The organism is Larkinella punicea, assembly GCF_003334855.1.
Classification (GTDB): Bacteria; Bacteroidota; Bacteroidia; order Cytophagales; family Spirosomataceae; genus Larkinella; species Larkinella punicea.
In genome coordinates, this window is the sequence record NZ_QOWE01000016.1 from 44,138 (window position 1) to 71,079 (window position 26,942).

25 protein-coding genes are annotated in these 26,942 nt (G+C 50.6%); 8 read left to right on the top strand and 17 right to left on the bottom strand.

Features of this window, described 5'->3' with window-relative positions:
• Window positions 1-9: 9 nt before the first annotated feature.
• Window positions 10-744, top strand: coding sequence for a DUF3823 domain-containing protein (locus tag DUE52_RS19135; protein ID WP_114407650.1), 735 nt, complete (start codon window positions 10-12; stop codon window positions 742-744).
• A gap of 78 nt (window positions 745-822) precedes the next feature.
• On the opposite strand, the gene DUE52_RS19140 is transcribed toward DUE52_RS19135, so the two are convergent.
• Together DUE52_RS19140 and DUE52_RS19145 are read right to left on the bottom strand one after the other, a co-directional pair.
• Window positions 823-2,013, bottom strand: coding sequence for an acyltransferase family protein (locus DUE52_RS19140; protein WP_374755911.1), 1,191 nt, complete (start codon window positions 2,011-2,013; stop codon window positions 823-825).
• 111 nt (window positions 2,014-2,124) lie between these two features.
• Window positions 2,125-2,958 (bottom strand): Fpg/Nei family DNA glycosylase, encoded by an 834-nt coding sequence (locus tag DUE52_RS19145; RefSeq protein ID WP_114407651.1) that lies wholly within the window; start codon window positions 2,956-2,958, stop codon window positions 2,125-2,127.
• A 285-nt stretch (window positions 2,959-3,243) separates the two neighbouring features.
• On the opposite strand from DUE52_RS19145, the gene DUE52_RS19150 reads away from it, so the two are divergent.
• Complete coding sequence (locus DUE52_RS19150) at window positions 3,244-4,182, top strand: DUF8428 domain-containing protein (protein ID WP_114407652.1); 939 nt, start codon at window positions 3,244-3,246, stop codon at window positions 4,180-4,182.
• A 74-nt stretch (window positions 4,183-4,256) separates the two neighbouring features.
• Here DUE52_RS19150 and DUE52_RS19155 read toward each other — a convergent pair whose 3' ends face one another.
• Entirely contained in the window at window positions 4,257-4,613 is a 357-nt protein-coding gene (locus DUE52_RS19155) for a LytTR family DNA-binding domain-containing protein (RefSeq protein ID WP_114407653.1), read from the bottom strand.
• Window positions 4,614-4,700: 87 nt separating this feature from the next.
• The gene (locus DUE52_RS19160; RefSeq protein ID WP_114407654.1) at window positions 4,701-5,078 is read right to left on the bottom strand and encodes a LytR/AlgR family response regulator transcription factor; all 378 of its coding nucleotides are present in this window, start codon (window positions 5,076-5,078) and stop codon (window positions 4,701-4,703) included.
• A gap of 209 nt (window positions 5,079-5,287) precedes the next feature.
• Here DUE52_RS19160 and DUE52_RS19165 point away from each other — a divergent pair, with 209 nt between their 5' ends.
• Together DUE52_RS19165 and DUE52_RS19170 are read left to right on the top strand one after the other, a co-directional pair.
• Entirely contained in the window at window positions 5,288-6,070 is a 783-nt protein-coding gene (locus DUE52_RS19165; RefSeq protein ID WP_114407655.1) for a response regulator, read from the top strand.
• A 39-nt stretch (window positions 6,071-6,109) separates the two neighbouring features.
• A complete protein-coding gene (locus DUE52_RS19170; protein WP_165840973.1) occupies window positions 6,110-7,972 on the top strand; it encodes a sensor histidine kinase in 1,863 nt (620 codons plus the stop codon).
• On the opposite strand, the gene DUE52_RS19175 is transcribed toward DUE52_RS19170, so the two are convergent.
• The 13 genes from DUE52_RS19175 to rsmH form a co-directional block, all read right to left on the bottom strand.
• Window positions 7,969-8,865, bottom strand: a complete 897-nt coding sequence (locus DUE52_RS19175; RefSeq protein ID WP_114407657.1) for a DUF3078 domain-containing protein — start codon at window positions 8,863-8,865, stop codon at window positions 7,969-7,971. The genes DUE52_RS19170 and DUE52_RS19175 overlap by 4 nt on opposite strands.
• A gap of 35 nt (window positions 8,866-8,900) precedes the next feature.
• Window positions 8,901-9,728 carry a mechanosensitive ion channel family protein gene (locus DUE52_RS19180; RefSeq protein ID WP_114407658.1) on the bottom strand — a complete coding sequence of 276 codons (828 nt, stop codon included), beginning with the start codon at window positions 9,726-9,728 and terminating at the stop codon, window positions 8,901-8,903.
• A 233-nt stretch (window positions 9,729-9,961) separates the two neighbouring features.
• Complete coding sequence (locus DUE52_RS19190; RefSeq protein ID WP_114407660.1) at window positions 9,962-10,573, bottom strand: RNA polymerase sigma factor; 612 nt, start codon at window positions 10,571-10,573, stop codon at window positions 9,962-9,964.
• Between the two features lie 203 nt (window positions 10,574-10,776).
• On the bottom strand, window positions 10,777-11,610 hold the full coding sequence (tsf, locus tag DUE52_RS19195; protein WP_114407661.1) for a translation elongation factor Ts: 834 nt from the start codon (window positions 11,608-11,610) through the stop codon (window positions 10,777-10,779).
• Between the two features lie 173 nt (window positions 11,611-11,783).
• On the bottom strand, window positions 11,784-12,626 hold the full coding sequence (gene rpsB, locus DUE52_RS19200; RefSeq protein WP_114407662.1) for a 30S ribosomal protein S2: 843 nt from the start codon (window positions 12,624-12,626) through the stop codon (window positions 11,784-11,786).
• Between the two features lie 84 nt (window positions 12,627-12,710).
• Window positions 12,711-13,097, bottom strand: a complete 387-nt coding sequence (rpsI, locus tag DUE52_RS19205; protein WP_114407663.1) for a 30S ribosomal protein S9 — start codon at window positions 13,095-13,097, stop codon at window positions 12,711-12,713.
• An 85-nt stretch (window positions 13,098-13,182) separates the two neighbouring features.
• Window positions 13,183-13,632, bottom strand: coding sequence for a 50S ribosomal protein L13 (rplM, locus tag DUE52_RS19210; RefSeq protein ID WP_114407664.1), 450 nt, complete (start codon window positions 13,630-13,632; stop codon window positions 13,183-13,185).
• Window positions 13,633-13,758: 126 nt separating this feature from the next.
• Window positions 13,759-14,208 carry a hypothetical protein gene (locus DUE52_RS19215; protein WP_114407665.1) on the bottom strand — a complete coding sequence of 150 codons (450 nt, stop codon included), beginning with the start codon at window positions 14,206-14,208 and terminating at the stop codon, window positions 13,759-13,761.
• 41 nt (window positions 14,209-14,249) lie between these two features.
• Window positions 14,250-15,467: a phospho-N-acetylmuramoyl-pentapeptide-transferase gene (gene mraY / locus DUE52_RS19220; protein ID WP_114407666.1), complete on the bottom strand. Its 1,218-nt coding sequence runs from the start codon at window positions 15,465-15,467 to the stop codon at window positions 14,250-14,252.
• 155 nt (window positions 15,468-15,622) lie between these two features.
• On the bottom strand, window positions 15,623-17,077 hold the full coding sequence (locus tag DUE52_RS19225; RefSeq protein WP_114407667.1) for a UDP-N-acetylmuramoyl-L-alanyl-D-glutamate--2,6-diaminopimelate ligase: 1,455 nt from the start codon (window positions 17,075-17,077) through the stop codon (window positions 15,623-15,625).
• Window positions 17,078-17,108: 31 nt separating this feature from the next.
• On the bottom strand, window positions 17,109-19,289 hold the full coding sequence (locus DUE52_RS19230; RefSeq protein WP_114407668.1) for a PASTA domain-containing penicillin-binding protein: 2,181 nt from the start codon (window positions 19,287-19,289) through the stop codon (window positions 17,109-17,111).
• On the bottom strand, window positions 19,286-19,687 hold the full coding sequence (locus DUE52_RS19235; protein WP_114407669.1) for an FtsL-like putative cell division protein: 402 nt from the start codon (window positions 19,685-19,687) through the stop codon (window positions 19,286-19,288). Before DUE52_RS19235 ends, DUE52_RS19230 begins: the two co-directional genes overlap by 4 nt.
• 87 nt (window positions 19,688-19,774) lie before the next feature.
• Window positions 19,775-20,722: a 16S rRNA (cytosine(1402)-N(4))-methyltransferase RsmH gene (gene rsmH, locus DUE52_RS19240; RefSeq protein ID WP_114407670.1), complete on the bottom strand. Its 948-nt coding sequence runs from the start codon at window positions 20,720-20,722 to the stop codon at window positions 19,775-19,777.
• Window positions 20,723-20,922: 200 nt separating this feature from the next.
• On the opposite strand from rsmH, the gene DUE52_RS19245 reads away from it, so the two are divergent.
• The 4 genes from DUE52_RS19245 to DUE52_RS19260 all read left to right on the top strand — a co-directional run bounded on the left by DUE52_RS19245 (window position 20,923) and on the right by DUE52_RS19260 (window position 26,923).
• Window positions 20,923-22,152 (top strand): peroxiredoxin family protein, encoded by a 1,230-nt coding sequence (locus tag DUE52_RS19245; protein ID WP_114407671.1) that lies wholly within the window; start codon window positions 20,923-20,925, stop codon window positions 22,150-22,152.
• Between the two features lie 123 nt (window positions 22,153-22,275).
• Window positions 22,276-23,556, top strand: a complete 1,281-nt coding sequence (locus tag DUE52_RS19250; RefSeq protein ID WP_114407672.1) for an MFS transporter — start codon at window positions 22,276-22,278, stop codon at window positions 23,554-23,556.
• Between the two features lie 344 nt (window positions 23,557-23,900).
• Window positions 23,901-24,533 carry a redoxin domain-containing protein gene (locus DUE52_RS19255; protein WP_114407673.1) on the top strand — a complete coding sequence of 211 codons (633 nt, stop codon included), beginning with the start codon at window positions 23,901-23,903 and terminating at the stop codon, window positions 24,531-24,533.
• A 116-nt stretch (window positions 24,534-24,649) separates the two neighbouring features.
• Window positions 24,650-26,923: an ATP-dependent helicase gene (locus DUE52_RS19260; RefSeq protein WP_114407674.1), complete on the top strand. Its 2,274-nt coding sequence runs from the start codon at window positions 24,650-24,652 to the stop codon at window positions 26,921-26,923.
• Window positions 26,924-26,942 lie beyond the last annotated feature (19 nt).

Genomic DNA, 26,942 nt, shown 5'->3' on the forward strand with positions numbered 1-26,942 from the left:
CCGTACCCTATGAAATCGATCAAACGAATCTTTTTGTTACCCATTTTTTTTGGAGCGATGATCAGTGGCTGCAAGAACTGGGATAATTTTGTGGCCCCGGATGCGGGGATTTACGGCAAAGTGACGGACGCCGAAAACGGCCAGCCCCTGGAAATCAGGCAGCCCGGCGGTGGGACCGTACGGTTTATTCAATGGGATAAAGTGAAATACCCCAACCCCGGCACGACTGATATTGAGTTGAAAGCCAATGGCGAATTTTCTGCCACGCAGTTTTTTGCGGGTACCTACAAAGCCCTGCCGCGCGACGGTGCTTTCCTGTATCAACCCGGTGATTCGGCAACGGTGGATCTCGGCAACGGCGACCGGAAGGAAGTGAATTTCAAGGTCACGCCCTTCTACCGGCTGACGGCGAGTGTAACCGACAGCACATTTACGTATACGATTACGAAACCGGCTGCCAACACGACGACGAAAATTTCGCAGATCATTTTTATGATCAACGATTATGCAAAGGTCGATGAAAGCATCAGTTCCAATACCTCAGGCTATTTTATCAATCTCTGGAGACAGGACATTGCCGGTAGTGTAACGGACGCCAGCCTTCTGGGCACGCCCCGGACGTTTACGTTCAAATGGGCCGATACGCATTTACCCAAAGGCGAGTACTATTTCCGGGTCGGTGTGCGGACTACCGCCGTCGCCAAATACAATTACAGCCCAGTGGTGAAAGCCACAGTTCGCTAAGATTCTATTCCTTTCCTTCACTTTTCACCCCTGATCTTTTGGGTCAGGGGTGTTTTTTTGTTGGTACTTTCATTGTCCCTACACCCGGATAAACAACTTCTTCTTGTACATCCAGTACAGGATCAGCCAGAAAACCAGCAGGGCCGCTCCACCACTGGCCAGCGGTTCATAGGCACCGAACTGTTCGAATACGGTTTGGCCCAGATGCGTCTTGAACGTGTCGATGATAAAATGGTCGATGAGGTGAACCAGGCAGTAAATGGCGATGGAATTCATGCCGATCACGACCAGTGGAAACGCCCAGCCGCGCCATTGCCGCACATCTATTATATAGTAGAAAGCAGAAAGGAGCAAAAAACACCAGCCGCCACTGAACAACACCCAACCGGGCGTCCAGATACGCTTGATGGAAGGACTGATGCCCGTGATGGTCAGCAGCCAGCCCGTTGCCAGACCCATGACGCCGGCGATCAAAAACCGCTTCAGAACTTCGGAATAGGGTAAACCGGCGCGTAGCCATCGACCAGCCTGCAAGCCCAGCACCATCGTTCCCAGGGTCGGAATAAAGCTCAGGGTTGCATAGCCTCCTCCATTGAACAGAAACGGCTTGGCACGGGGAAACAGGTTCAGAAACCAGGTATCGAAGGCCCAGGCCAGGTTGCTGTTTTTATTGAAATGAGCGGCAAGACCGGTTTTATGATAGGGCCAATCGGCAGGAACACCCACGGCTTCGTACGAAAAACCGGGGCCGGGCAACGGATACAGCACAAACGCCAGCCAATACCCCACCAGAATGGCGACCAAAGCAATCCAAACCGTGCGCGTGGGCCGAAAACCCAATAAAAACAGAAACGGATAGCCCAATCCGATTTGCGTCAGGGTGTCTTCAAACGTAAAATTAGTCTGTTCCCGGCCGACCGATCGCAGCAAAATACCGAGCAGAATCAGAATCAACGAGCGTCGCAGCGTTTGGGCAAACATCACCCCAAACGATTCGTTTTTGGCCGCCCGGCTGGCGATGGAATACGGCAGGGCCACGCCCACCAGAAACGAAAACGAGGGTTGGATCAAATCGTGCAGCGTACAGCCAAACCATTCGACGTGGCTTTGATGATGATCCATAAAACGCCAGAACGAACTGTCGGGCAGGGCTTCCGAGATGCGGCCGTAGTGGAGGATTTCGGCGGCCATCAGAAACATCACAAAGCCGCGGTAAGCGTCCATCGACATCAGTCGACCGGCACGAAATTCAGGAAGTACAGTAGCCAAGGTGGTTCAGGATTAGGAAATCGCAAGAACGGGATTTTTTTGATGCCTCCACCGACTCCAGTCTGTGTTTTTTCGGTTTAATACTTCCCTATTACTCAGAAAGGCCGATTTTCAGGAAATACGCTGATCGTTCGGGCAGAAATACGTCGTTCGCCCGCCGACCTCGATTTTCTCAATCCTGGTGCCGCAGCGGGGGCAGAATTTGTGAGCTTCCACGTCGTCGTAAGGTGAGTTGTCCCACGCGCGGGCGTGAATCAGAAAGCCGACCGGAAAATCGCGGTATTGGGCTTCGTGGCGAATGGCGGTGGTCAACACGAGCCGGATGGCATCGTGAAGCTGCCGGATCTCGTCGTCGGTCAGGTTTTCGGTTCGTTTTTCGGGATGGACTTTCGCCTGAAAAAGCACTTCATCCACAATCCAGTTCCCCAATCCGGCTACGGTAGTTTGATCCATCAACAGCGGTTTAATCAGGGCTTTTTTACGCCGAACCTGTCCCGTTAGCTCAGAAAAAGTGATTTCCAACCCATCTTTACCAATCTTTTTCCGTTTTAAATACCTATCTATGTCGGTGATTAGGCCAATCCGCTCAAATTTTCGCGGACAAATGAAGCCTAGATTGAAGCCGTTCCGGAAGTGAAATACAATCCGGGCATACTTCGGTCGGTCAAGTGAGGAATGGTAATATGCCAGATCGCCCGTCATGCCGAAATGCATGTGAACGATCACCGGTTCGCTGATTTCGCCGGGGCCGTCGGTTGTCACAAAAAGATTTTTACCCACCCGGTGGGTGCCGGAAAACCAACGACCCACCAGTGCTTCGTGCAGGGTGGCGAAATCGGTGGTCAGCAACTTGGGGTCTTCGACCTCTATGGCTTGGATGGGCTGGTTGAGCGATGATGTTTCAAGATAACGCCGGTAAATTTCGACCTCGGGTAACTCAGGCATAATCAGGAAAAGTGGGACATTTTAGAGGTGTTTTAGCAATTTATATAACATTTTTCACCTGCACAGAGTTATAATTAATAGTCCAGTCGATAACGAATGTGCTCTGAGTCAGGATGTAGTGTTTTATTAAAATTTAATTCCGTAATACACTAACTCTACAGAAGCCCCCGTTATGGTTACAATGTATTCGTCTTTTTTAACCTTAACATGATTGAATGACACTAATTTACTCAAGTTTTTTTTGTTTAATTCTGTCTAATTCAATTCAAACCGCACAAAGTAGTTATGGAAAACAATAAGCCAAAAGCAAACGGAGCGCTCGTAGCAGCCTTAGTTATTATGACCATTCTGGCCGGTGTGTCCAGTTATCTGTTGTATGAACAGAAAGAAGTGGGTAAAAATCAGGAAGCGACGATTGCCACCCGCGTAGAGGAATTGGCAACCACCCGAACGAGACTGGATTCAATCTCAACGGCTCTGGATGCTAAAATTGCTGAAGTAAAGAAACTGGGTGGTGACATTACGGATCTGGAGCGTGTAAAAGCGGATCTGGAACGCGACAAAGCGAGTCTTCGGAAAGGGCAACGGATTTCGATCGCTAAGTATGAAGCAAAAATCAAGCAATACGAAGCGTATCTGGTAGAAAAAGATACCCTGATTGCTCAACTGAAAACCGAGAACCAGTTATTGGTTACCAACAACCAGACTCTGGCCGACGCTAACACGACGCTGCAAACTGAAAAACAATCGCTACAGGACTCAGTGACCAACATTGCGACAGTGAATAAGGATTTGGCGGAGAAAGTAACCCGCGCATCTGCACTGAAAGCCCAGAATGTTCGGGTATTTGCGCTGAATTCACGCGGCAAACAACGCGACGCAACGGAAGATCAGGTAAAATCAAAGCGTGTCGACAAGCTCAAAGTAGTCTACATGCTGCCTGAAAACCCGCTCACTAAGCAGGAGGAGAAAGAGGTGTTTGTCCGGGTATTGGATCCGACGGGTGCCGTAGTTTCCGATATGGCCAATGGCTCCGGAACATTCCAGGTCAATGGACAGGAGCAGGTATATACGGTAAAACAAACCGTTCCGTTTACCAACAACAACCAGAATGTGGAGCTGACCTACAACCGGGGTACGGTGCCTTACAAAGCCGGTAAATACACCATCGAGTTCTACTCGGAAGGTTTCCGGATTGGCGAAGGTTCATTTGCCATCAAGTAAGCATTTCGACATACCATAAAAAAGGCGCGGTACCCAACGGTATCGCGCCTTTTTTATGGTATGTCGAACTTTAATCAGGAGAGTATCGATCGCTGAATCCGGTTCCATTTTTGCAAAATCGTCTTGGTTTTCTGGCGACTTACTGCCAGAACGCGCCCGGAAATTAGCTCCACCAGCGGCAATGGAAAGTGGGGCATTTCGGCCGGATAAAACCGGTATATAATACCTGGATTGATCAGATAACTTTCATTGATCCGCCAGAAATCGGGCAATTGTTTTTCCCAGTCATTAAGTGAATCGGCAATGGACACGCACTGCTGAACGGCATTGTCAAAATAGATAATCCAGGTCTGTTGTCCTTCGCTGTGAAGGTAAAAAATGTTTAACAAGTCGATCTGGTGCTTGAAATTGGGGTCATTGATTGACAGCATAGTACTCTATTTACGATTCTGACAGAGAAATAGATTTTACTTCTAATCTTTGACCTTTTCAGGATCAAATACGCATTTAGGTGCGCTTCATGCGTTGCATAACAATTCAGAAATGACTTCCCACCGACGCCGTGACACCGGCACCACGGTTCCATTGAGCAAATGAATCGCGCCTAAACCGGTTTTCAAACGCTCTACCCGTTCAATGTACTCACAATTGACAATGCTATTGCGATGTACCCGAACAAAACCATCGGCCGGCAACATTCCCGCCAGTTGCTTCAGGGTCTTGGGCATAATGATGGACGGGCGATTTCTCCAATGCAACCAGGTATAATTACCGTCTCCCTGCAAACAAACCAAATCGGATGCCTGAAAAACATGTTGCCGGGAACCCCGAAAATACAATTGTAAAACAGAATCAGAAGCATCTGACGCTGAAGAAGTAGAAGCGGGAATTAACATACTTTAAATTTCTGGGTAAAGGGTGCAAATACAGGAAGTTATTGAATAATTGTGCAAATATACTTTCCCAAAAATAAGATGTAGGCAAATGGTTACTAACGACTGGTATTGGTACCTGAACGGTCGATTTTGGTAAGGGAATAAAAAGAATCCGTTTCCCTGATACTATCAGTAATAATCAGTAATTTACCCCTTTACCCGGTTGAGGCATGGAGAAGGAGCAGATCCACATATTGGTAATTGAAGACGAGGCCGTTCTGGCCATGGATTTATCCGATACACTGGAAGAAGAAGGCTATTATGTAGTCGGTATTGCAAACAATGGCCGCAAAGCACTGGAATTGTTTAAAACGCAGCGGGTAGACCTCGTGGTGTGCGACATTCAACTGAAAGGTGACTGGGACGGCATTGAAACCATCGGACAAATCCAGACCGTGCGACCGGTACCGGTAATCTACACAACGGCATTGTCTGATAAAAGCACACTGGAACGGGCTAAACAAACCCTCCCGGCCGCCTACCTGACGAAGCCCGTTATCATCAGCAGCCTTCGCATTGCGATGGAGTTAGCCCTTCATAACTTTAGCCATAAACAGGAACTGGCGGTTCCGGATGAAGCCGTTGAGCTAAACGGTATTCTGGAAAAAGATTCGCCCTCCCGGGAAACCATTCTTCGCATCGACAACCTGATCTTTATCAAACATAACTACCAGTTTGTTAAAATCCTGCTGGAAGATATTTTGATTCTGGAAGCCGACGGCCCCTATACTACCATTGTTACCAACGACCGGAAATATGCCATCCGATTGACGCTTACCACCCTGCTGGAACGGCTAAGCGAAATGCAATTGGCCCGTGTTCACCGGTCTTTTGCGGTTCATATCAAAAAAGTCGAAGGATTTTCGGATCGTGAAATAACGATTGGAAAACACATTATCCCGCTGGGCCGACAATATAAACAGGCGTTTATCCAGCAATTCCAGATTTGGTAACGAAGTTGAGTTTGTTGCTTGATGTTATTTCCTGTATCCATGAAAGGGTTTCTATTTCTCTGTGCAGTTTTCATTTTTCTACAACAGACTTACGCTCAGCCCACTTTACCCACCGCTTACGACAGCCTGAAAGCCCAACTAGCGTCTAAACCGGATACGGTTCAGATTGCCAACTACCAGAATTTTGCCGAAGAGATGCTCCGGAAAGGCCGGGTAGGCGACTCCCAAACCGCTCTGACAGAAGCACTGTCCATCGCCGAAAAACGACAGGATGAGCGCCAGATCAGCAAGGTGTATGAATCATTCGGCCGTCTGGAAATTGACCAGGGAAACTTTGCTCAGGCCCTGAATCATTTTCAGAAGGCACTCGATTATCTCAAAGACTCTCCGGCGCTCAACCAGCGAATTTTGATCTTGCTGCGCATCGGCCAGACCTATTTTTTGGCTAATGACCTGAAACAGGCCGAAAACTATTACCGCCAGGCTTGGCAGTTAGCCCGCCAAAACAATCGGGCGGTTTTGATGGCCGATGCGTATTCTGAACTGGCCAACCTGGAAGACACCCGGAAAAATTCCCGGAAAGCACTCGCCTATAATGCCCAGGCCATTGCCATTTACCAGGCCAATGGTGAAGACTACACGGCGGCTCTCTTTAACCGCGCCATCGAATACAAGAATGCCGGGCTCTATGCCGAGTCGGAGCGTATTTACCGGCAATGCCTGAAACACGCCGAAGAACAGAAAGATGAATACCTGAAAGGCTATGTGTACGTCAATCTTCCCAATACTCTTTTGCTGCTCAACCGGCCGGACGAGGCCGAGAAATACGCTCAGTTGGCTTTGAAATGGAGCGAAAACGGCCCGGAACGGCTGAAACTGCGGGAGGAAATTTTCGACATTCTCACCCGCATCTACGAAAAACGGGGGCAGGACCGGCAGGCACTAGCCTATTACCGCCAAAAAACCATGTACCGCGACAGCGTTCTGAATGCCGACAAAGCACGTCAACTGATTATGGCCGAAAGCCGCTATCAGGCGCGGGAAAAAGAAAGCCAAATCCAAAAACTCGATGAGGAAAATACCCAGAAAGCCCAGCAATTGGGCTGGCTAAGTGCCGGTTTGGTGGTTCTGGTAGGATTAACGGGGCTCTTGTTCTGGCAATACCGCACTATTCGGCGCACCAATGCCCGACTTACGGAAAGTAACCGGGTGATTTCGGAAAGTCACCAGAAAATTTCGGAACAGTCGAAGCAGTTGAAAACGCTGCTGCAGGAGCTGAACCACCGGGTCAAGAATAACCTGGCCATTGTCTCCAGCCTGCTCCGGCTGCAATCGAAACGACTGGAAGACGAGGGAGCGGTTCAGGCGGTTCGGGCCGGACAACAGCGGGTGGAAGCGATGGCACTGATTCACCAACGGCTTTACATGACCGACAACGTATCGGCCATCAACATCAAAGAATACATTACCGATCTCTTCGATGGTCTGTTGCTGGCTTATGGTTTCGATAAAGCAAATTTCGACCGTGAACTGATCATTGAGCAGGAAGAACTGGATGTCGACCTGTCGGTGTTGCTCGGACTCATTCTGAACGAAATCCTGACCAATGCCTTCAAATATGCCTACGAACACGTTTCACGGCCCTTTCTCCGCATCCGGCTGGCCGCCGACTATTCCAACGAACCGAACGTGGTGCGCCCCCGTCTTACGCTGGAAGTGCAGGACAACGGCCTGGGTCTGGATCTCCAACGGTGGGAACGTCCCAATAGCTCGTTCGGCAAACGACTCATTACGTCGTTAAGCGAACAGGCCGGTGGCCAACTGGAGGTCAGCAACCGAAACGGGACGTATTATCGGCTGGTGATTCCACCTTTGTACAGAACCGGATCGGAGGCTGCCTAAAACGAGTACAAAAAACCGATGGCCAGCCCCTGGCTATATTGAATGGCATCATCCTGGTCTTTGTCGTACAGGACAATGCCGGTCAGATTCACATTGACGTACTTGTTGACTTTGGCGGTCAGGGAGATATCGAGCCGGTGGTCGATGGCGTTCAGGGTTGCATAATTGGCAAAAAGCTGGTATCGGGCTTTCAGGTTCAGATTTTCCATCAGATTGCGGTCAAAATTGGCAATGAGCTGGAAGGCAAATTCATTTCGAACATTTTTGCCGGGAGCAACACCGTAGCGCGTCGGCTCTCCTGCGGTGATCGCATCATCGGTTACAAAAGTTTGCCGGATGGTTCCCAACCCGAATTGCAGATTGAAATAGGTCGTGGGTTTATATTCCAGCCCAACCGATTCGGTCAGGTAAGCCGGAGCGAAAAAGTTGGAAATCAACACATTCCGCTCACCACCACCGGGCAGTTGCTCATAGCGGTATCCCGTGGCAAACTGCGACAGGAAGTTGAGGTTACCAAATGCCAGCCAAACCGGGCTTAAGCGATGTCCCACTTTGGTATCCAGAAAAATGCGATCGACATTTTTTCGGGAATCCTGGTTCTGGTTTTTGACGATACCATACTGCAACTGCACTTCGCTTGTCCAGTTGAAGCGTCGCTGCATGTAGTCGGATTTGGCATTGAAAAAGGCTCCCAACGCAATCGAATTAACGCCCCCCCCCTTCCAGTTGCTGCTAAACGATCCCTGGTTCAAATTGATCCCGGCCTGCGCCGACCGTTTCCAGTATACCGTATCGATCGGAACAACCTTGATGGAGTCCAGCCGGGTCGGTTTTTGAGCCATAGCGACGCCACTCCAGCCCAGTAAGAAGAGGAGAAAGAAAGAGGTTTTCATTACGCAAACAGGTTGGTGGATAACAAGCGACTAAATTAATCAAATACCTCAACGTTTTGTGATTGAAGACTTTGCAGGGGAATAACTGTAACGGTATCGCCGGTTTGGAGTGTTAACGACGTATTATCCATGCGGATAATTTGCCCTTTCGTATCGCCAACCCGGATAATTTGCCCTTCGTAGAAGCGGTTTTTACTGTAGAAAGACGACAAGATGTTGGCCATGACGTCGCGCGAGGCCATGCCGTAGCCGATGGCGAAAGCAAAAATAACGCCCCCAATAAGCAAATTGAAGCTCGATTCCAGCAGTTCGGTGTTGATGCCGGCCTGACCTAAGGCACTGATGAGGGTGATGATGAGGAAGAAAAAGAACACAATCATGCCCAGAAGCTTTCCGGACGCAATATTGAACGATTGGCAAAGCGTGACAACGGCCCCTTTCAGTGCATCCGCCACCAGTACACCCACCTGTAGCATGATGGCTGCGGCAATCAAACGGGGAATGAAATCGACCAGCGATTTGACCATTTCCGTAATGGCCGAAACTCCGAGCGTTTCGGTAGCAGCCATCAGAAAAATCAGCAATACGAAATAGTACAGAATTTTGGCAACGATTTCGCTCAGCTTGATTTCGGTTTTAAGCCGTTTAATGAAATCGATTTCCGTGAGCCGATCCCCAATGCGGTTGAAGCCGACGCGCGCCAGGACTTTCGCAACCAGGATTGACAAGGCTTTTGCCACCCCAAATCCTACCGCAATGATAAAAGCCGCGCCGATAATGCGGGGAACAAAATCAATAAACTGGGTAATGAGGGTCGTAAATGTATTGATTAATATATCAACGAACGCTGGAATCCGATCCATGGCACAGTCTGCTTTGTTACGGTTGTGAAGTTCTACTGGGAAGCTTAATAACGGATACCAGAGCTGATGCTACGTTAAATAAATCATCGACATAAACTTCCACGATGGAGAGTGAATTACGAATCAGATCAATCTCCGAAATGAGTTCTTCTTTTACATTGGGTGGACAGGTATCCGGGAGTTCTATTTCTTTGAAAACATTGTAAATCGATTCCATCGGGTCCTTTATCGTCCTACTTATCAAATTTCGTCCACGCCACGAATTTGGCAACTAACAGTGTCAGGAAAATCAGCGTTTCCAGATACCGTTTTTTCAGTTTTTCCTTCGCCCGTTTCAACCGCATTTTCACGGCACTCTCGCTCAGGTTATGAATGTCGGCAATCTCTTTGATGCTCACTTCATCCTGGTATTTCATCAACAGCAGGCTTTGCTCTTCCATCGTCAGATAGGCCAACGACGACTTGAGTCGGCCGGCTTCCATTTCAATCAGATCTTCATCAGCATTGTCGTCCAGCCAGTCCATGTCGTCATCCACCGGCACTTCGGCTTTTTTCCGATTGTTACGCATCTGATCGGTGCAATAATTGTAGGTGATCGAAAACAACCAGGTTGAGAAGCGGGACTGTTCTTTGAAACTGCTCAGCCGCATGATTAACCGCAGGAAAATGTCGTGCGTGAAATCTTCCGCCTTCACGGGATCTTTCGTAAACATCAGACACTTTCGGTAGACCTTGTCACTGTACCGACTGTAAAGGTGTTCAAAGTAGCGGTTACTTTGATTATCGACATACAGACGAACCAGTTCTTCGTCTGTCATCCGCTTTACTTCCAACGACGCAATCATCCTGTAAGACGCTTAAAAGTGATAAAGTAATGCTTCCTGGTTATCTCTGTGGCAAAAGGCACCCTACTTGTTACTAAATCAGCCCATAAATGACTTGAATGTACAAATAAAATCAAAAAACAGTATATATCATAAAAAAAAAGTCCGATCAGATTGACCGGACTTTCTGTACTAAAAAAAAAAAATGATACGACACACCAATCTTAGCCGATTGCGATGCGCTTGAAAGCCGCAATGGCTAATCCCTTGCTGGTTTTTTCAAGCAACTGAGCAATCGTCACGGATGAATCTTTGACAAATTCCTGGTTCAACAGCGTGTTGTCTTTATAGAATTTTTGCAGTTTACCCATCGCAATTTTTTCCAGCATGGCTTCCGGTTTTCCTTCCGCCCGTGCCTGATCCTTACCGATTTCGATTTCGCGCTCCACAATGCTTGAGTCGACACCGTCTTTGTCGATGGCAACGGGTTTCATGGCTGCAATCTGCATGGCGATGTCTTTTCCGACTTCGGATACATCCGTCGTACCGGCATTATTCAGCCCCACCAGCACGCCCAATTTACCATTGGAGTGGTTGTAAGCCACCACCTGCTCGGCCGTTACAACCTCATAGGCCGTCACGTCCAATTTCTCGCCAAGTTTACCGATCAGATCGGTAATGTGTTCCTGCAAAGAACGCCCGTCGCCCTGGGGCAACGCCAGCAGTTCTTCTTTGGTTGCCGGTTTGGCCGCCACAGCATTATCCATCAGGGCCATCGCCAGGTTCTGGAAGTCAGCCACTTTCGAGACGGGTTCGGTTTCGCAGGCAAAGCCAACGACACGACCGGTTTTGCCATCCGGGCTCACGTGCGTCAGAACGATTCCTTCGGAAGTAGTATTGTCGGCCCGCTTGTTGGCAATTTTCTGACCCTGCTTGCGCAGAATGTCTTTTGCTTTTTCAAAATCGCCATCGGCTTCGGTGAGCGCTTTTTTACAGTCCATCATACCGGCGCCAGTTTCCTGCCGGAGTCTGTTAACGTCTTGTGCGGTAATAGCCATTGTTTTTTTATTAATTGTCTGTTATCGAGTTCGTTACTGTTACTGTCACTTGGAAGGTACTTGTCTCAGGCTGCGGCATCCTGTACCTGATCACCTGAAACGGAATAGCCCATAGCGAGGCTACGGGCTATCCGAAAATATTAGCATGGCAACATGGTTGCTCCTAGATAGTCTTAATCCTCCTGCTCTTCTGCTTCTTCAGCGACAACCGGGCTGATTTCTTCTTCCGCATCAACAGCCGTTTCGCCTTCGGCCTTCGCTGTTTTTACGTCTTCAGCCCGTTTTGCTTCTTCTTCTTCCTGCAAACGCTGATCGTCTTTATCCTGTTTACGCTCCAGAAGGCCCTCTTCGATGGCTTTTCCAATCGCCAAGGTAATCAAACGGATCGACTTGTACGCATCGTCGTTTGCCGGGATCGGATAATCAACATCGCTCGGGTTTGAATTGGTATCGCACATGGCGAAAACCGGGATACCCAGGCGTTTTGCTTCAGCAACGGCAATGTGCTCGCGCTTTACATCCACAATAAACAAAGCGGCTGGCAAACGCGTCAGGTCGGCAATACCGCCTAACACACGCTCCAGTTTCTCTTTCTCACGGTATACTGTCAACCGCTCGCGTTTCGCGAGACTTTTATACGTTGCCTCGTCCTTCATCATTTTCTCGATGCCCTGCATCTTCTTCAATGACTTGCGGATTGTGGCAAAGTTGGTCAGCATACCACCCAGCCAACGGTCGGTTACATACGGCATTTTCAGCCGGCGAGCCTCTTCCGTGACAATTTCCTGCGCTTGTTTCTTGGTGGCGACAAACATCACCTTGCGGCCTGAACGAACGATGCCTTTCATCGCAGCAGCGGCTTCGTCGATCGACGCCAGCGTCTTGTTCAGGTCAATAATATGGATACCGTTTTTCTCCATGAAGATATACGGTGCCATACGGGGGTCCCATTTCCGGGTAAGGTGGCCAAAATGCACACCTGCATCCAGAAGATCTTTGTACTCTACTTGTGCCATTTTAAAATAAGAATGAGAAATAAAAATTTTGATTACGCAGCACCACCCATCGGCATCAGGCAAGTGTGGTCTGGACGAAAACTATTAACGTTTCGAGAACTGGAACCGCCGACGAGCCTTGGCGCGACCGTATTTTTTCCGTTCTACCATGCGCGAGTCACGAGTCAGGAAGCCTTCTTTTTTCAAAGCCGGCCGAAACTCGGGGTTGATCTCACACAACGCACGGGCAATCCCCATCCGGGTTGCTTCTGCCTGACCGGAAATACCACCACCGCGAACGTTTACTTTCACGTCGTAGCCTTCCGGAGCATTGATGGTTGCCAGCGGCTGCTTCAGAACGATTTGCAGAACTTCCGTAGGGAAATAGTTTTTGTAATCTCTGCCGTTGATAACGATGCTGCCCGTACCTATCGACAGGTATACGCGCGACACGGCTGTTTTCCGGCGACCTAATGCGTTGATTCGTTCCATTGTTTAAGATGTGAGACGGAAGACGAGAGAGAAGAGATTAACGCTTGTATTCTTTTATCTCTTGTCTATGGTCTATTCTCTGTTATTAATATTCCAGTTTAACTTCTTTCGGTTGCTGCGACGCGTGGGGGTGTTTTTCACCGGCATAGACGTACAGGTTGGTGAACAACCGGCTGCCCAGGCGGCTTTTCGGCAACATCCCTTTGATGGCGTGCTCCAGAATGAAAGCCGGATTTTTCGACATCATTTCGCGGGGTGTCCGGAAACGCTGACCACCGGGATAGCCTGTGTGACGAACGTATACCTTATCGGTCATTTTCTTACCGGTAAGTTTGATTTTTTCGGCATTGATGATGATGACATTGTCACCGCAATCAACGTTGGGCGTAAAATTGGCCTTGTTCTTGCCACGGATGATTTTTGCCGCCTGGCTAGCCAGCCGACCGAGAACCTGATTCTCCGCGTCAATGACCACCCAGTCTTTCTGCACCGTCGCTTTGTTGGCCGAAATGGTCTTGTAGCTTAACGTATCCACTTGTTTATGGGAGATTATATATTGATAGACAAATACTTGCGCTATACACAAAAACTCCCGTCCAAAAACGGGAGTGCAAATATAGAGTCTATATTTCTGAAATACAAGGTCGAATGAAATTTTCAGCTATTTCAGATGTTCTTTCAACAGCATTAAAATGAGCTGCTGCGTTTGTTCCATTTTTCCCATTTGTATTTCAAATCGGTCAAAACGTTGCTCAAGCTTATCAAAACGTTGCTCAAGCTTATCGAAACGTTGCTCAAGTTTATCGAAACGTTGCTCAAGTTGGACTTGTCTTTCTTCCAGCTTGCCTTGTCGCTGTTCAAGTCGGTCGAAACGCTGACGCATTTCCTGACGCGTTTCGCTTAGTTCGATCGTTACTGTAGCCAACCCGCTGGCAAGTGTATCAATTTTCTTTTCGGTACTAGTCACCCGTCGGGTCAGATCGTCCAGTCGCACGGTATGCAGGGAGACCTGGTCTACGATCATGCCAATCTGGCCCAGCATACGGTCCTGCTTGAGGGCGATGTCGGCTACCAAAGGTTCCAGTTGATCAAGGCGTTCTTTCTCGGTCATGGTTCAATTTCGTCAGATAAAGATTTACAACTACTCTGACGTTAACGGAGCTTCAAAGTCACTAAACTGATAACCGCTAAAATGATGGCAACGATCCAGAACCGGGTGACAATTTTGGCTTCGTGATACCCTTTTTTCTGAAAATGGTGGTGCAACGGCGACATCAGGAAGATCCGTCGCCCCTCGCCATACCTCCGCTTGGTGTACCGGAAATAACTGACCTGCATGATCACCGACACGAGTTCCACCAGAAAAATACCGCAAACAATCGGAATCAGCAGCTCTTTCCGGGTTGCCAGCGCCAGCACGGCTATGATACTGCCCAGCATCAAACTCCCCGTATCACCCATGAACACCTGGGCCGGATAAGAATTGTACCACAAAAAACCGATGCAGGCGCCCACAAAAGCCGCACAGAAAATAACCATCTCCCCCGAATTCGGGATGTACATGATGCTCAGGTATTGCGAAAACGGTTTGTTGTTCGACAGATACGCGAAAACGCCCAGCGTCAGGCCGATGATCACGGAGGTGCCGGCCGCCAAACCGTCGATGCCGTCGGTGATGTTAGCCCCGTTGGAAACCGCCGTCACAATAAAGATAACGATGGCGACGTACAGAATCCAGGTGTATTCGCCCGGGATAAAATCGGGCAGTAAAGACGTGTAATTGAAGTCATTGTTCTTCAAAAATGGAACCGTAGTCGACATGGATTTGATGTCCTGATAGGCCCCGTATTCCACCTGACCAATCGACGTGCTGATCAGCCCCGGTTTGTAGACCCGGATTTTGACGTGTTCGTTAAAGTACAGCGTCAACCCAACGATTAGCCCCAGTCCAACCTGCCCGACGACCTTGAACTTCCCCTGTAAACCTTCTTTATTTTTTTTGAATACTTTAATGTAATCGTCAATAAACCCGATCAGACCAGTCCAGACGGTGGAAACCAGCAGCAGAACGATGTAGACATTGGTCAGTTTGGCAAACAGCAAGGTTGGAAAAACCAGCGACGCCAGAATGATAAAACCGCCCATCGTTGGCGTCCCGCGTTTCTGCATTTGTCCCTCCAGCCCCAAATCCCGGATTTCCTCGCCAATTTGCAGCTTCCGGAGTCGATCGATGATTTGCCGCCCATAAACAGCAGCAATCAGCAGCGACAGCGTAATGGCTGCACCCGCCCGAAACGATAAATATTGAAAAACCCCGGCACCGGGGAAATTGAACTGCTGATCCAGATACGTAAAGAGATAATAGAGCATAAAGTCGGAATGGTTGAATAGCGGAATGGAATTGATGGTTAGATGGTTTTTGATGTTTTTGATGGTCAGATGGCTCTAATGGTTCGTATGCATGCAGTAACCATTTAACCATCCAACCATTAAAGCCATCCATCAAAACCATCAAAACCATTCAATCATGATTGTTGAAAGGCTTCACGCAGAATCTTGCGGTCATCGAACTCGTATTTAACGCCTTTGATTTCCTGGTACGTTTCGTGGCCTTTGCCGGCAATTAATATCACATCGTTGGGCTGCGCCAGTTCAACGGCCCGGTAAATGGCTTCGCGCCGGTCAACAAGCGTCTGGGTTTTCTTGAAATGAAGCGGTGGCACGCCAGCCTGCATCTGTTCCAGAATGGCCATCGGGTCTTCGTTGCGTGGATTGTCGGACGTCAGAATGACCCGATCACTGAATTTACAGGCAATTTCGGCCATAATCGGACGCTTGGCGGCATCGCGGTTTCCACCACAGCCTACCACCGTAATCACCTGTTCGTTGCCCTGCCGCAAGCCCGCAATGGTTTCCAGCACGTTCTGCAACGCATCCGGCGTATGGGCGTAATCGACAATACCCACGATTTTTGTATCGGAAATCACCATCTCAAACCGGCCCGGCGGACTGGGCAAATCCGAAAGCTGCGTCAGCGATTCTTCGGGGTCTTCGCCCAGTAAAACAGCCGCTCCGTATACCGCCAGCAGGTTATAAGCATTGAAACGACCCGTCAGCTTAAACCACACTTCCCGGCCGTCGACTTCCATCTGCATCCCGAACAAGCCTTCCGACAGAATCCGCCCTTTGAACGACCCCAGCGTTTGCAGCGAATAGCTTTCTTTCCGGGCGCGGGTATTCTGAAGCATCACCAGCCCCCGCTTGTCGTCCAGATTGGTGAGCGCAAACGCCGACGCGGGTAATTGGTCGAAGAAGCTTTTTTTGGCCTTGATGTAGTTATCAAACGTCTCGTGGAAATCAAGGTGATCGTGGGTAATGTTCGTGAAAATGCCCCCGGCAAAGTGCAAACCCGCCACCCGCTGCTGCACCATCGCGTGCGAACTCACTTCCATAAAACAATGCGTACAACCGCGCTGGGTCATTTGCACCAGCAGTTCGTTCAAAGCAATGGTGTCGGGCGTGGTGTGCGTCGCCGGAATAACCGTCTCATCGATCTGGTTCTGAACCGTCGAGAGCAGGCCCGACCGGTAGCCGCGTCGCTGGAAAAGCCGGAACAACAGCGTCGCCGTCGAGGTTTTGCCATTGGTCCCGGTCACCCCAACGAGCTTTAACTTTTTGGAAGGATGATCGTAGAAATTGGCCGCAATCAGCCCCAGTGCGTAACTGCTGTCCAGAACCTGAACGTAGGTTACCTGTTCAGACCGGTTTTCGGGCATCTCTTCGCACAGAACGACCGAAACGCCCTGTTCAGCGGCTTTGTCGATAAACCGGTGGCCGTCGGTCTGCGTCCCGCGAATGGCCGCAAATAAACCGCCGGGGGCCGCCTGCCGCGAATCCATCGTCAATTTACTGACCTCGACGTTCATATTCCCGGAGGTCGACTGCAAGGGTACTTTATATAATAGGGTGGTTAACTGCATAAGAAAGTGGCGAAGACAGTCCGTCGGGCGGTTATCTTCCGGATTGATTTTTTTTGTTTACGGCCACCACCAGCGTATCCGGTCGCGCACTCTGCCGCAAGGTCAGCGAGATTTTTCGCGGATTCGGCAGCGGATCGCCCGGTGGCACCGATTGGTCGATCACTTTACCGTAGCCTTCAAAACGCACCCGAAAGCCCCGGTTTTCGAGCAGGTGCAAGGCATCCCGCAGCGTCATGCCACGCAAATCAGGCACTTTGTTCTGGGTGGTCTGGCTCACCCACTGCGTTCTTGTACCCTGCGTTTCGGTGGTCACCCAGCCGTCAGCATCGGGTTTGGCGTCCATATTCAATTCCGTACTGATGGTTCGAATGTCGTCGGCAAAACCGGCCTTGATGCCTTTTCCGGACTGACGAACAGTTTTAGAGGCAATGGCGACAGGTCGGTGCATCTGGACATCGTACGCATAAATCCGGTCGGCAATCTCGCGAAAAACCGGTGCCGACACACTGCCTCCGTACAGCAGGTCGATGTTGGCCCCGTGCGGGGTATCGATGATAACCGCAATGCTGTATTTCGGTTTTTCGGCCGGGAAATACCCGATGAATGAGGTCAGGTATTTCCCCACCTGATACCGTCCATTGATGAGCTTCTGGGCCGTACCGGTTTTGCCCGCAAAGCGGTAATACGGACTCTGGCTCTTCTTGGCCGTCCCGCGTTCCACAACGCCTTCGAGCATTTTTTTCACCTGCCGAATGGTCGTTTGGGAGCAAATCGGTTCCTGAGCCACATACGGTTCATAATCTTTCACCACTTCGTTGGCCCGGCGAACCTGCTTGACGAGCATCGGCTGTACCCACTTACCGTCGTTGGCAATGGCGTTGTAGAACGTCAGCATCTGCAACGGCGTCAGTTTCAGTTCGTAGCCAATGGCCATCGAGTTCAGCGACAGTTTGCTCCAGCCCGGCGACTGCGGGTTGGGAATCACAGGCATGGTTTCGCCAATGAGCCGGAGCCCGCTGGGTTTGTCCAGCTTGAAACGGCGCATGTAGCGGCAATACGTGTCCGGGTGATTATACATATTACTGCTGCTCATCAGCAGGTGGACGCCAACGTTCGATGACTTTTCGAAAACCTGCGCGGCCGTTATGCTCCCGTGACCGCTCCGTTTGGCATCCGAAATCCGCCGGCCCCGGTACATGACGATGCCACCGCCCGTATGAACCATCTGTTCGGGCCGGATCAGTTTTTCTTCCAGCAGTGCCACGAAGGTTGGGAGCTTAAAGGTAGAGCCAGGATCGCCCCCACCCGCCAGCGCATGATTAAAGTTTTCGACATACTTGCCGTCTTTCAGCGTTAGATTTGCCATCGCCCGGATTTCGCCGGTTTCCACTTCCATCACGATCAAACAGCCCCGTTCAGCCTCGTATTTTTCCAGTCCGTGCAACAACGCGGTTTCGGCCATGTCCTGAAAATTGACATCGAGGGTCGTATACACATCCATACCCGGTTCCGGTTTGATGTCTGACCCATCTTCAATCGGCATGCGCACCCCACCCGACAGGGATTCGACCAGGCCGACGCCGTCTTTTCCCGCCAGTTCTTTCTGAAAACTGGTTTCCAGCCCAACCAGTCCTTTGGCGGTTTCCGGATTCAGGTAACCGACCGTTCGCAGGGCCATTCGCCCGTAGGGATGATACCGTTGGTAAACCGGGTCGAATTTCCCGCCACCCAAACCACTTTTCGAGCGATCACGACGGAAAAAGGGCCATTTCTGCATGGCCAGCCGTTCCTGATAGGTGATTTTCTTTCGACTGAGCAACAGGTATTGCCGTTCGTTTTCCCGGGCTTTCCGGATCATGTAGGCGTACTCATTTCGCGAGCGTTCCCCGAATTTCTGCGACAACAGCATGGCGAGCGAGTCGACTTTCTTGTCAAACGAGTCGGCTTTGGCGACGCGGGGGTCAATTCCAACGTAATAATACGGCAGCGAGATCGCCAGCGGATCTTCGTTGCGCGAATAAATATTGCCCCGCGTGGCCCGCAGGGTGTCTTTTTTGATGTGGAATTGCGTAATGCGATCTTTCCACATTCGTCCGTCCAGTTTCTGGAAAAACTGAACATAAACCAGTTGCCCGATAATCGCCAGGGCAAACAGACAAATGGCCACGGATGCCAGGGTAGCCCGGCGGAGAATGGCTTTCTTTACGTTCATGGCTGCGGCTCTTCCGGTTTAACAACGATTTTTAAAGGCGGGGTGACGGGTTCCGTCAGTCCGGTGGCAATCACCTGCTTGCTGATTTCGGATTGTTTGCTGCTTTTCTTGAAGTCGGCCTGCAGGGTCATGTATTTGGCCCGTTTCTCATCCACCACGGCTTTCACCCGCTGAATATTTCGCACGAGCCGCTCCGCGTTGTGGTTGAAGCCGATGTACAAAATCAGCAGGAACGAGATCCACATGATGCGATCGAAATGCTTGATCGGCCAGGCGTTGTCTTCCCCGAAAAGCCGCTCAAATCCAATGGTATTGTTCAGGTAATTTAAAAGCCGGTTTTCTCGTTTTTTCTTCACGATCGGTGCTTTTGGCGGATGTTTGTAGGTATTCTGTGCCATTATCGTTGATCAAAGTGTCTATCATACCGGTTTCTCTTTACTACCCTAAATCCTCTAAAGGCTGGGCTGTTACGTTCTGCCCCGTCTTTACCCCCCAGCCCCCTTTAGGGGGAGTTTTGTCGCAATTCGCAACTTCGCACTCCGCGCCCGCGGATTCCGGGCCACTTCCTCCGCCGACGCTTCAATCGGTTTGCGCGTGACGGACTGGAGCGGTTTGATCTCGTTTCCGTATAAATCCTTCTCAATATCGCCCCGGAAATTGCCCGACTTAATGAAGTTTTTCACCAGCCGGTCTTCCAGCGAATGATACGCCATCACCACCAGCCGCCCGCCCGGCGCCAGCACCTCCGGCACCTGCATCAGAAATTCTTCCAGCGTCACCAGTTCCTGGTTGACTTCGATGCGCAGCGCCTGAAAAACCTGGGCAAAATATTTGTATTCCCGCCCGCGTGGCGCATAACGCTGCAAGACGGCTTTCAGGTCGTTGATCGTTTCCAGCGGCCGGTTCACCCGGTTGGCGGCAATAACGCCGGCCAGGGTTTTGGCGTTGGTCACTTCGCCGTACATGCCAAAAATTTTATGCAACTGATCTTCCGGATACTCATTGATCACTTTGCGGGCCGTCAACTCGCCCGACTGGCTCATGCGCATGTCGAGATCGGCATCGAAACGGGTGGAAAACCCACGCTCTGGCGTGTCGATCTGGTGCGACGAAATGCCCAAATCGGCCAGAATCCCGTCGACCTGGTCAATTTTATAGAGTCGTAAATACCGCTTCAAATGCCGGAAATTGGCCGCCACAAAGGTCAGCCGCGGGTCGTCGATGGCGTCCGCATTGGCGCGCGCGTCGGGGTCCTGATCAAAAACGATCAGGCGGCCCGGCGAATCCGGCCCGGACGGTAATTGTCGTAAAATTTCGCGGGAATGGCCTCCGCCCCCAAACGTCACGTCAACGTACGTGCCGCCGGGTTTCAGATTTAACCCCTCTACGCAAGCCTGAAGTAATACCGGTTCGTGGTAATTAGTCGCTGTCATTGTCCTTGTAAAACTTCCTATAAACCAGCATGAACGTGCAATCCGCAGAAGATTTCTGGCCCATTTTGTAGGAATTCCGACTTACCGGTCGTTTCAAAAAACCTTTTCGGAACTAAAACAAAATCTTCATCCGTTACAAACTTAACAAAACCGCCCCTATTTCTACCCCGAAGAGAACTGGATCTGCTATTTTTTATTGTATGAAAAAAAACGTTGCGTTGCTGCTTGCAACTCTATTCTTGATTCCTTTCTCCGGCGTATCTCAATCGGATTCAAAACTAAAAACTGGTATCTGGCGGGCGGTTTTACAGAGCAAGGGCGGAGAACTCCCGTTCGGACTGGAACTCAATCAAACCGGGGCAACCTATACGGCTTTTGTCCGCAATGGAGCCGAACGGCTTGCATTCGATAACGTGACGTTGAAAGGAGATTCGGTTCGCCTGACCATCGCCATTTTTGAAGCGGAAATTCGCGCCAAAGTGGACGGCAACACCTTGCGCGGCATCTGGCGTCGCCGACGGACGGGGCAAAATTACACCTCGCTGCCATTTAGCGCCCGGCACGGCTTGAGCTACCGGTTTACCCCGAGTACGCAAACGCCTACCATCAACGTAACCGGAACCTGGGCAACCACTTTCCGTTCCGGAACGGATTCGACAGTTTCGGTTGGTATTTTCGAGCAAAAAGGCAATAAGCTAACCGGTACATTTCTGACGACGACGGGCGATTACCGCTTTCTGGAAGGCAATGTGGTGGGCGATAGTCTGCTGCTTTCCACTTTCGATGGAACGCATTTGTATCTGTTCAAGGCCCGGCGCAAGCCCGACAATACGCTGGAAGGCGGTTTCTGGTCGGGCGAAAGCGGGTATGAAAGCTGGACGGCGCGGTTCGATCCGAAGGCGAAACTGCCGGATGCCACCACGCTGACGTACCTGAAACCGGGTTATAAAACCATTGCGTTCACGTTTCCGGATGTCAATGGCAAGCCGGTTTCGCTGACGGACGCCCGGTTTCAAAACAAGGTCGTGGTGGTTCAGATTCTGGGTTCCTGGTGTCCGAACTGCATGGACGAAACCAATTTTCTGAGTCCGTGGTACAAAAAGAACAAAAACCGGGGCGTCGAGATTGTGGGACTGGCCTACGAAAAATCGGCGGATCTGACGGAATCGGCACCCATGCTGAAACGCATGACCGCCCGCTTCAAGATTGATTATCCGGTGGTTTTGGCCGGAACCAGCGTCAAATCCGAAGCGTCGAAAACCCTGCCGATGCTGAATCAGGTGGTGGGCTTCCCGACGATGATCGTCATTGACAAAAAAGGAACCGTCCGCCAGATCCACACCGGTTTTACCGGACCGGGAACCGGCAAATACTACGACGAGTTTGTCGAAGACTTTAACCGATTGATTGATAAGTTAGTAACTGAGTAAAGCAAAATAACTAGTAAACAACAAATCCACACCAGAGAGGAAAGATAAAAGAGTAAAGACAAGAGACCGTACGGTTTTCGATGTCTTTGCTCTCTGGTCTATCGTCTCACATCTTGAACACACATGTCCCGTCAGGAAAAATTACTGCTTTTTGTTCTCGCGTGCATCAACTTCACGCACATTGTCGACTTCATCATTATGATGCCGATGGGCCCGCATTTGATGCGGCATTTCGGCCTAAATCCGCAGGAATTCAGTTTCATTGTCTCCGCCTATAGCCTGAGTGCCGGTATTTCCGGTTTTCTGGCCGCGTTTTTCGTTGACCGCTTCGACCGGAAAAAAGTAGTGTTGACGGCCTACATCGGTTTTGTAATCGGCACGATTGCCTGCGGACTCGCCCCAACATTCGGTTTATTGATTGTGGCTCGCACCACCGCCGGTTTATTCGGAGGAGTGCTGGGCGCACAGGTGTTTTCGATTGTGGCTGATGTGGTTCCCTACGAGCGACGGGCGCAGGCGATGTCGGTCATTATGACGGCATTCTCGGTAGCCTCCGTTGCGGGAGTGCCCATCGGGTTGTATCTGGCAACGAAAATTAGCTGGCACGCGCCGTTTCTGGCCATTGGCGGTTTGGGTGTTCTGGTGATTGGCCTGATTATCAAGTTTATTCCCCGTCTGGATGGCCATTTACAACGAAACGGCACCCGGTTTAATCCGCTGGAGGTGATCACCACCATTGTGCGCAATCCGAACCAGATGCGGGCGTTGTGGCTGACCACGACCATTATGCTGGGCCACTTTAGCATCATTCCGCTGCTCTCGCCGTTCCTGGTCGCCAACGTCGGTTTGGGAGAAGACCAGTTGTATCTGATTTATTTCGTGGGCGGTTTGGTCACTATTTTTACGGCTCCCATCGTCGGTCGGCTGGCCGACCGACGCGGCAAATATCCGGTTTTCGTCACCTTTGCGCTCTTGTCGATGATCCCGATGTTTCTGCTGACGTCCATGCAGCCGTCCAGCCTGACCTACATTCTGTCCGTCAATGCGCTGTTTTTCATCTTCTCCAATGGACGGTTTATCCCGACCCAGGCGATGGTTTCGTCGGTCGTGTTGCCGCAGCAACGGGGCGGTTTTATGAGCATGAACTCGTCGGTGCAACTACTGGCGCAGGCGCTGGCTACCTACGGGGCCGGTTTGATCGTTACCAAAACGGCGGGCGGTCAGTTGATTCACTACTCGTGGGTCGGTTATCTGGCGATGGCGGCTATTTTCGCGAGTGTGTTTATCGCCCGGAAACTCCGGCCGGTCGACGAAAAACCATCACCATCGAACCCGCAGCCTCCTGAGCCTGTACACCCTGCGCCCAAGCGCCCGGATGTGAACCGACCCGTTGAAGCGCTGTAACCATTTCCTAAAAATTTAACCGGAAAATTTGGCGGGAATGAATTCTGTTGCTTACATTTGCACATATCCTATTGACAAAGTATAGTAATGTCTGTTTCTACACAAAAAATCGCCACTCGCCCGTTTGAACGGGTTCTCCCACTGCACAACGTTTGGGTGAATGGTTGCTGTTGTCAGCGATTCCGAATGGGCTGTTAGAACATCTCTTCCCTCCCTGTTATCCAATTTCTACCCGACGAATCAGTCAACTTGAAAACCGGTGACACATCGGTTCAACCCATCTGCCCGCGTCGATTCTTTTCGTTGACTCAAAAATCTATATAGTCTATAAACTTACTAAAAAAATGGCAACCTTTTTTGATTCTATCCCCGAAGACTCTGACTTGTATTCCATTCCACAAGTGTTTCGGAAACTCACGCCCATTTCACCCTTGAAAACGGGTCAAAAAGCCCCTTTGTTTGGACTCCATCGCCAGCGGGCCATTGGACAATACATCACCTGGCAAACGGACTATTCAAAAACCGTTCATTTGCACGACTGGCTGCAAACCGGCCCGCTCGTGGTTGCTTTTTACAGCGCTGGCTGGAGTGGCTACGGCAACCGGTATCTGCAAAAACTGACCCGGCTTTACGCCCATATTCAGGAGAACGGCGGCACCTTGCTGGTGTTGTCACCGGATTCCCTCGAATCGCTGCAAACGCTGGTTGAGCAACACGATTTGCCGTTCACGATTGCACAGGATGTTGATAACCAGATTGCTGCCAAATTCGGCGTTTATTCAACCGAAGATCCGGTCTGGAACCTGATTGCCGGGATTACGGAGGACGTCCCCTACCCGGCTTTGTTTGTGGTAGCGCCCAACCGGCAGATTCAATTCAGCTATGCCGATCGGAATTTTACGGAAATTTTTCCCGCTGGTGAATTGCTGCACCACATCAACGGGCAGCAAACGGCGTTATTGAGTCTGGCCGCTTAACCTGCCACGGATGTACCTCCGGACTTTAGTCCGGGCGTACATCCGGTCATCCGCAACTTTTTTAGTAGTTTTGAATGTTCTTTCAAGACGATTAAACCTGAAGCGGAGCGTAGTTGATGACGGATTATATTTCAACCTTAAATGAACCTCAGCGGCAGGCCGTGCTGCATGGCGACGGCCCGCTGATTATTATAGCCGGTGCGGGATCGGGGAAAACCCGCGTGCTGACCTACCGGATTTCACACCTGATTGAAAAAGGCGTCGATCCATTCCGGATTTTGTCGCTGACCTTTACCAACAAAGCCGCCGGTGAAATGCGTCACCGGATCGAGAGCGTGGTGGGTACGGAAGCCCGCAACATCTGGATGGGGACTTTTCACTCCGTTTTTGCCAAAATTCTGCGGATTGAAGCGAAGGCCCTGGGTTTCACCAGCAACTTTTCCATTTACGATACCGACGATTCCAAATCACTGCTGCGAAGCATCATCAAGGAATTCGGGCTGGACGATAAAATTTATCGCGCCAATGTCGTGTTTTCGCGAATTTCAGGCGCTAAAAACCGGCTCGTTGGCCCGGCAGATTACCTGGCCAATCCATTGATTCAGACGGACGATGCAGCCGCCCGGATGCCCGAAATCGGCCGGATCTACAAAGCCTACACCATGCGTTGCTTTCAGGCCAACGCCATGGATTTCGACGATCTTCTGTTCAACACGAACGTGCTTTTCCGCGACCACCTCGACATTCTGAACAAATACCAGCACAAATTCAAACACGTGCTGGTCGATGAGTTTCAGGATACGAACGTGTCGCAGTACCTCATTACCCGGAAATTATCGGCGGTCAATCAGAACATCTGCGTCGTTGGCGACGATGCGCAGAGCATTTACGCCTTCCGGGGTGCCAATATTGAGAACATTCTGAATTTCGAGAAAGATTTCCCGGACGTTCGCACGATCAAACTGGAGCAGAACTACCGCTCGACCAAAACCATCGTCAACGCGGCCAATTCGATCATTGCCCGAAACCGGGCGCAGTTGCGCAAAAGCGTTTTTACCGACAACGAAGACGGCACGCTGATCGACGTCATCAAAGCCGCTTCTGACAACGAGGAGGGACGCCTGATTGCCACGTCGCTCTTCGAAGCCAAGATGCAGGACGGACTGCACAACACGGATTTTGCCATTCTCTACCGCACCAACGCGCAGTCGCGGGCGTTTGAGGAAGCCCTCCGGCGACTGAACATCAAATACCGGATCATTGGCGGTCTGTCGTTTTACCAGCGCAAAGAAATCAAGGACTTGCTGGCGTACCTGCGTTTTACGGTCAACCAGAGCGACGAAGAAGCCTTCAAGCGAATCATCAACCTGCCCAAACGCGGGATTGGCGATACCACCGTGGCAAAAATTGCGGTGGTCGCTTCGGAAAACCAGGTGCCGATTTGGGAAGTGGTGAGCAACGTCAATAAATACGTCGCCGGACGAGCCGGGATTGCCATTGAAGCGTTTGCCGATCTGATCAAGAGCTATCAATTGCTGCTCGACAAGAAAGACGCCTATGACGTGGCTGCGCACGTGGCCAAGACCTCCGGGATTCTGAAAGAGCTGTATGACGACAAAACCGTCGAAGGGCTGTCGCGCTACGAAAACGTGCAGGCGTTGTTGAACTCGATCAAGGAATTTGTCGACAATCCGGACAACGACGACAAGAGCCTGAGCGCCTTTTTGCAGGTGGTTTCGCTGCTGACCAGCGCCGACGAAAAAGACGACGACGGCGACAACGACAAAGTGACCCTGATGACCATCCACGGAGCCAAAGGACTGGAGTTCCGGAATGTGTATATCGTGGGGCTGGAGGAAGACCTGTTTCCGTCGCAGATGATGCTCGAAAGCCGGGCGGATCTGGAAGAAGAACGGCGGCTGTTCTATGTGGCCATCACCCGCGCCGAGAAGAAACTGACGGTTTCCTACGCCGAATCGCGGTATCATTATGGTCGGCTGAAAGTCTGCGAACCCAGCCGTTTTTTGATGGAAATTGACCCCGCCTTTCTGAAAGTGGCCAAAACCCGCAAGGCGGAACGGGAAGAAAGCCAGGAAGCCAAGCGGGAAACACCGGCTGGCGGTTCGATGAGTTTTGTGCGGAGCCTGGCCCAGAAAACCGCTAAGCAACAAGCTCCGCAACCCACGGTAGCCCACGTTCCATCCAGCGATTTTACGCCCAGCGATACGTCAAAACTGGCGGAAGGCATGCGCGTCGAACACCTCAAATTCGGCTTCGGGCTGGTTCAGAAAATCGACCAGAACGGCAACGACCGCAAAGCGATCATCAAATTCGAAACCGCCGGCGAAAAGACGTTGCTATTGAGTTTTGCCAAATTGAAGATTGTGTGAGACTGAAAACCTGTAAGGT